6 protein-coding genes are annotated in these 5816 nt (G+C 59.2%); all 6 read right to left on the minus strand.

The features are described from left to right. Window positions 1-270: hypothetical protein (locus IH881_20010; GenBank protein ID MCH7869986.1), on the minus strand; the 270-nt coding region annotated here is incomplete at its 3' end. A gap of 431 nt (window positions 271-701) precedes the next feature. Beyond that, window positions 702-1124, minus strand: a complete 423-nt coding sequence (locus IH881_20015; protein ID MCH7869987.1) for a hypothetical protein — start codon at window positions 1122-1124, stop codon at window positions 702-704. Window positions 1125-1577: 453 nt separating this feature from the next. Then, a complete protein-coding gene (locus IH881_20020) occupies window positions 1578-1862 on the minus strand; it encodes a DUF1330 domain-containing protein (protein ID MCH7869988.1) in 285 nt (94 codons plus the stop codon). 401 nt (window positions 1863-2263) lie between these two features. Beyond that, complete coding sequence (locus IH881_20025; protein MCH7869989.1) at window positions 2264-3559, minus strand: alpha/beta hydrolase; 1296 nt, start codon at window positions 3557-3559, stop codon at window positions 2264-2266. A gap of 49 nt (window positions 3560-3608) precedes the next feature. Continuing rightward, complete coding sequence (locus tag IH881_20030) at window positions 3609-4298, minus strand: hemolysin III family protein (GenBank protein MCH7869990.1); 690 nt, start codon at window positions 4296-4298, stop codon at window positions 3609-3611. A gap of 185 nt (window positions 4299-4483) precedes the next feature. Next, window positions 4484-5623, minus strand: coding sequence for an IS481 family transposase (locus IH881_20035; protein ID MCH7869991.1), 1140 nt, complete (start codon window positions 5621-5623; stop codon window positions 4484-4486). Window positions 5624-5816: the final 193 nt, after the last annotated feature.

Raw genomic sequence — 5816 nt, forward strand, 5'->3', positions numbered from 1 at the left:
ATACGCCTTCGCGAACGAAGATATCCTGGACATCAGTATTTTTGAGTACTCATGCGGGATGTACTCCCACATCTCCTGATCGAATTCCTCGTAGCTGATTCCGGTGCTGAGGCGAATAGCTTGGATCTGACCAAGATAGGCATCCGCTGCTGCGCCGGAGAGTATGGATCCCGACACGACTGTTGCGATAACGGTTGGCACGCAGCCGATCGCCAGCAGCGAGGTGAGCAGGGTGGCCGCTGCTAGTGCTCTCCGTAGAAATCTTGACATACAGGTCAGCCTCCTGCCCTCGCCCTCGCAGTTCTTCGTCAAGTTTGGCTACGACGCTCGGGATCCAGGCGGGACCGCGAATCCGTCCGGAATTACTATAGAATATTGGTCGGGGACAGATGGGATGCCTGGAAGAACGAGGGAGGCTCCCTGGATAGCGCCGCCACTTGGTTCGACCATAGTCCCCGAGCGTTGTACGGCAGCTGCTCGGACATTTCTACGTGCGTCCAACGAGTGCGAAGCGCCGTCTCGTACTCAGAAGTGTTGACGTACTCGGTGAGGAAGATGAGGTCGGCTTCTAAGGCGAGCAACGCTTCGAGTAGGTCGGTGGGGATGAGGCGTGGGCGTCTTGCCTGGTGTCCCAAGTTTAAGGTGGCGATGTTCATGCGGTCTCATGCGGTTTAAAGAGAGCGGACAGGCGTCATCGACTTTCACTTGTATACGCGTTGAAGTTCGTCGCTGAATCTCTTTACGGCCTCTTCTCGCTGGCTCTGGTCCATCGTCCGGTAATTGGGAAAGTACCGGCTGTGCCGTGTTTCGATGTCCTTCTGATTCTTCACAGCGAGTTCACTCACACTTCGAAGTCCCTGCTTCAAGCCGAGCGCATGACCACTTGGCATCCGTCTTTTTTCGTATTCCTCGCCGCCATAATGTGTTTTGTAAAGGCACGGATAGATCATAATTGCGTAGCCCGAATCTGGCAATGTTGCCGCGATCAGTTGATGGACGGCTGCGGCGGCGTACTTGTCGCCTGCCAGGTCGGCGAGCGCGTGGGCTTCGGCGAGGGTTTCTTCGTTCCTTCGTTGGGTCGCTAGATCCAGATAAAACGAAGCTTGTCGTCTTGCGGTTGGCATTCCGCAAATCCTCCTTCGCCACGAAATCAGACCGCGGTCGAAGTTAAAGAGAGTGGGCAACTCGATATCAATAGTACGCTTTTTTGCGGTGCCTTTGGTATCACGAATCTAGCTGTGCTGCGTCCAAGGACATTCTGCACTCGGAGCGCGTTGGTGCACGAATGTCAACCGCTAGACTGCGAGTAGCCCTTGTTCGAGTGTCGCAATCTGCGTGGCGGCGTGACCACGCTCAGGCCAGGCTAGATGGCCCCCCGAGTGGACACATCGGACACCCAAGACACCATTTCTGATAACTCTGAAATATAGAACTCTATAGGGAGAGTTTATGAGATTGGTGTCCTATGTGGCCGAAGTGTCCACAGCGGGGGGCGTGCCGGGAAGCTGCTCCGGAGACTCAATCTCCGGTGATCACGCGACGGCCCCGGGCCGGTCGAGGTAGCCACGTTCTTCGATTTAGGGCTGCGTCACGAGCCAAACGGTTCGCTCTAGTGCTTCTTTGCGCAGTGGGCCCGCCTCGTTTTGATATAGCGGGCTTCCAATCATCTCGATGAAGGCGTCGATGTTTGGAAACTTCACCAGAGCCACCAAGTCCCAATCGACGCCCGAAAGCGACGGGCCCGCTTGCGCGGCGTAGACGACCTCGGTTCCCGCTTTTTCGAGCAGCGGAGCGGTCAGACGCGAGTAGTCTCCGAAGCGCGCTCTGCCGTCGGGCTCTCGAAATTTGATTAAGTTGACCATCACAACGGGGCCATCGGCAACTTCCTTCCGTAGTGAGGCGAGTTCTTCAAGAGTCGGTGTAACAACGTCCACGTATTCTCCCCGTGTTGTTCGTGACAGGCTAGACAGGCATTCTAGCTTCGCGACCCCGCTGTGCGCGCTCCTGTTCTCGGCGAGGCAGGTCGCCGTCAGCTCTTCCACAGGCTGTGTAATTTGAGAGGGCAATTCACTCTCTAGCGTGAGCCAGGATCAGCGAATTGCTCCCGGCTGCTCTCCCGCAGGTGTTTCCCGTCAGCAGAACTCGGACTACCACCCTTTCCTTTTAGTCCAGCTCTATTCGAGGGGCTCGATCCACGGTCGTGAGGGGAGGCGGGCCGGTTGGATGGCTCCGCGCTTGGGCCATCCCCCTCACATCGACCAGACTATGCCGCGATCCAGTCGCGCAACGCCTCGTAGACGTCGGGGTGATTGGCGATGTGGATGTGACTGATCCCGGGGAACACCGCCCCACTCGAAAAGGGGATGCGGCGGACGGGCTCGGAAGCTTCACCGGATGCACTCGGCAGCCGAACCAACAAGTCGCCCAGGAGCTGGCCGACCGGGTGCTCCGGGTCGCGTGAGATCGTCGCCGCGAGGAAGTAGTACCCGACCCCGTCGACCAGCGGCACATCGTGTCGGGCATCGGCCAGTACCTCGTCTGGATCCTTGCCGGCCCACTCTTCGTCTACGGTGTAGCCGTAACGAAGGTCTTTGACGCCAGAGCTGCGGGAATCGAGCAGCTCGGCTGGAACTTGCGCGCCGGCGGCCTCGACGCTTCTCAGTACGCCGGTGAGCAGGTTCACGGCTTTTTCGAGCGGCGCTCCGAGATGCGGACCGCCGATACACACGACGTGACGCAGCTGTGCGAGCCAGGGCTCGTCGTTCTCACGCGCGTAGTGGGCCGCACTCCGCACGACCAAGCCGCCCATGCTGTGCCCGACGAGCACGATCTCTTCGATCGGTATGGGATACGCGGCCAACACCTCTGTGAGCAGCGTCGCCAGAGCGCGCCCATTCTCGGATATGTGTCGCCCCGTGTTGTATCGCAGGTAGATCGGCGTGAAGCCGAGGTCGTCACGAAGCCGCGTGCCAAAGGTCACGTCGGGATCGCCGTAGTGCGCCTCCGAGGACAGGCTCCACAGCCACTCTGTCGCGGCCAGGCTGTGCACGAAAACGCAGACTTTGCTCGTCGGGTTCGAATAGGCCGCAGCGAGAGCCTTCGGGGTCATTGGAAGCGGTCGTCCGTGATGGCGCACCGTCATGCCGAGATCGAGGAGACTCCTCCGCCGGCTCAAGTAGTCGCCCCAGAATCCATTGAGTGAAGACTGGAGGTAGTCGACGTTCCAGCTCGCGGTTCCCGCAGCCGTCGACCTGATCGGTGTCGCGAGCTCGACGACGCCAGAATCGAGAGATTGATGCAGGCGGACTTCGGCAAGATCGGCGACTGCATTCACCGCGCTGCGAGTGATCCGATTGACTATCCGAATCGATTCGAACACGCCCCCGGATAGGGCTGTCTGGACACCTGTGACGACCCTCGCGGTGCTCCTCGCCGGCTCGATCGCCGCAAACCGCCGCGCCCACCGCTCCACGACCGCATCATGTGTCCGCTCGATGAGACAGGTAGTCTCCTCGACCACGTCGAACACCAGATTCATGAACCCGCGCGTACGTTGCATGACCACCATCCAATTCTGATCGCTTCGAGCTCGGCCAGCCGTGCTCGTCTCAGGGAACGACGAAGCCAATCACCGCCGTGAAGTGCAATGCGCTACCTCCGAGAACGAAGCCATGCCACACAGCGTGGCCATAGGGAAGCCTGCGCCAGGCATAGAAGATGATGCCTACCGAGTAGACGACTCCGCCCAGCACGAGGAGCGTAACGCCCGCAGGTGCCAGCGTCTCGAGCAGCGGCTCCACCGCGAACACCGCGAGCCATCCCATCGCGAGGTAGAGGGCAAGCGAGGTTCTGCGTTTCCGGCCGTTTCCCACGAGCTCGAGCACGATGCCGACGACGGCGAGGACCCAGATCAGGATCAGGATCGCCCAGCCCCGCGAGCTCTGCATCTTCGTCAGGACGAACGGCGTGTAGGTGCCCGATATCAGCAGATAGATCGCGATGTGGTCGAGCTTGCGCATGATGTTCTTGGAGGCGGATTCGGGAAGGCCGTGATACAGAGTGGAGGAAGCGTAAAGGAACGTGAGAGTGATTCCGAATATGCCGACGCCGACAATGTCCAAGGCCGTGCCGCGCTCGGAGCTGGCGGCGAGGAGAGCGACCAAGCCGATCACCGCAGCGACGAAGCCAAGTCCGTGGGAAATGGTGTGAACCAATTCTTCGCGGGGGGTGTATTCGGCAGCAGGTGACACCTCCGCTCCGACATCCAGGACACCTTCGTAGGCGGGCATACGCTCCATTTCTTCAGCCGATCGCGTGTACCGGCTTTCAAACGTGGCGCGAGTTTATCAGGCTGGGCCTCAGCTGAGCACGCCTGAGCGTGTTCTCACAGAATCCTTACACAGCGGGCGCAGCGCAGATAAAGTGGTGTCCATTTAATCGGGGGAAGATCAAACAAAAGTCCACGCACATGGTTTACACCTTCTCAATTGCCGGTGATCTTACCAGTTTGTAGGTCGATCCGTCCCAGGATCGTGTTGTAGTAGACGATGCTCCAGATTGCATCGTCGACTTCCTCGAATCCGATGTCTTCTCCTTTGAGGGCATTGCCCAGGAAGTATTTGCCGGAGTGGAGCCTGAAGGCTCCACACGCACTGACTCTGCGGATCTCGAAGTGTCCTGGATACTCGGGTCGGCGGAGGCGACCCGGGTACTCCTTCTTTGAAGGTTCCCATCGTTCGGCGGGGAAGTCGCCGTCGAGCGCTTCGTGGGGCCGTTCGTAGTTGTAGACGTGCTGGAAATGATCCAGAAGCCCTTGTTGCTTCGCCAGGTTCTCGGCCGGGGGTCGTGTGGCTTCTCGCTTCAAGTCCTTGTGCATGCGCTCGTGCTGACCGTTCTGCCCAGGACTCGCAGGTTTGATTCGTTGATGGACGATTCCGAGCTTCATCCACCAGACGTTGAGGACGCTCAGACCATGGATTCCCGTTGAAGCGAACGGAGCTCCGTTGTCGGTGCGAATCGCATCAGGAAGTCCACACTCCTCGAAGAGGCGCCTAAATGCTGGCTTTGCGCCGTCCGAGCGTACTGTAAGGAGTCCCTTGCAGAGCAAGAGCATTCGGCTGTAGTGATCGGTGACCGTCAGCGGGTAGCAGTATTTCCCGTCTCGGGTCTTGAACTGTCCCTTGAAGTCGGCAGGCCAGATCTGGTTGGGCCCGGCAGAGTCGAGTCGTACGGCACCAGGATGCTTCCATTTCTTGGGCCGTCGATTCTTTCTGAGCACGCCGTGTCGATCCAAAATGAGATTGACTGTGCTCCGAGCGGGGAGATCCCATTTGGGATGGCGTCTCTCGATGATCTGGCTGAGCTTCGTCGCACCCCAGCCGTACTTCTCCCGCAGTGCCAAGATCTCGTTCTCGATCTTCTCTGGCGTTCGGTTGGGGTGACGATCCGGGGCTCTCGATCGGTCATCGGCAGCCTCGAGGCCCTCGCGTTCGATCCGGTCGATCCACTTGTATCCGGTGGGCCGGGATATCTGATATCGGTCACACAATTCGCTCATCGACCACTGGCCACTCGCGTAGTCGCGAAAGAACTGCTGACGCTGCTTCGTAGAGTTCGTCTCCATCCAGGGCATCCTCCATGTGTAAAGGATGTGCCTGGACTTCTGTAAAGGATGTGCCCGGACCGTACCGGGGTTTCACATCACACCGCCAAGTAGCGGACCGCCAATTGGCCCAGATTCATATGCGATTTGGCCGGTGCCCGAGGGCTGGGAGCCCTAAGGCGCGCTGGAGTCTCTACCGCATCCCCACCGCCCC

The sequence above is a fragment of the Myxococcales bacterium genome, from assembly GCA_022563535.1.
GTDB lineage: Bacteria > Myxococcota_A > UBA9160 > UBA9160 > UBA4427 > DUBZ01.

Excerpts from the sequence above, each read along its gene's own strand:
- IH881_20015 (MCH7869987.1), bottom strand. The coding sequence starts at position 1,124 with ATGCCAACCGCAAGACGACAAGCTTCGTTTTATCTGGATCTAGCGACC.
- IH881_20020 (MCH7869988.1), bottom strand. The coding sequence starts at position 1,862 with ATGGTCAACTTAATCAAATTTCGAGAGCCCGACGGCAGAGCGCGCTTC.
- IH881_20025 (MCH7869989.1), bottom strand. The coding sequence starts at position 3,559 with ATGCAACGTACGCGCGGGTTCATGAATCTGGTGTTCGACGTGGTCGAG.
- IH881_20030 (MCH7869990.1), bottom strand. The coding sequence starts at position 4,298 with ATGGAGCGTATGCCCGCCTACGAAGGTGTCCTGGATGTCGGAGCGGAG.
- IH881_20035 (MCH7869991.1), bottom strand. The coding sequence starts at position 5,623 with ATGGAGACGAACTCTACGAAGCAGCGTCAGCAGTTCTTTCGCGACTAC.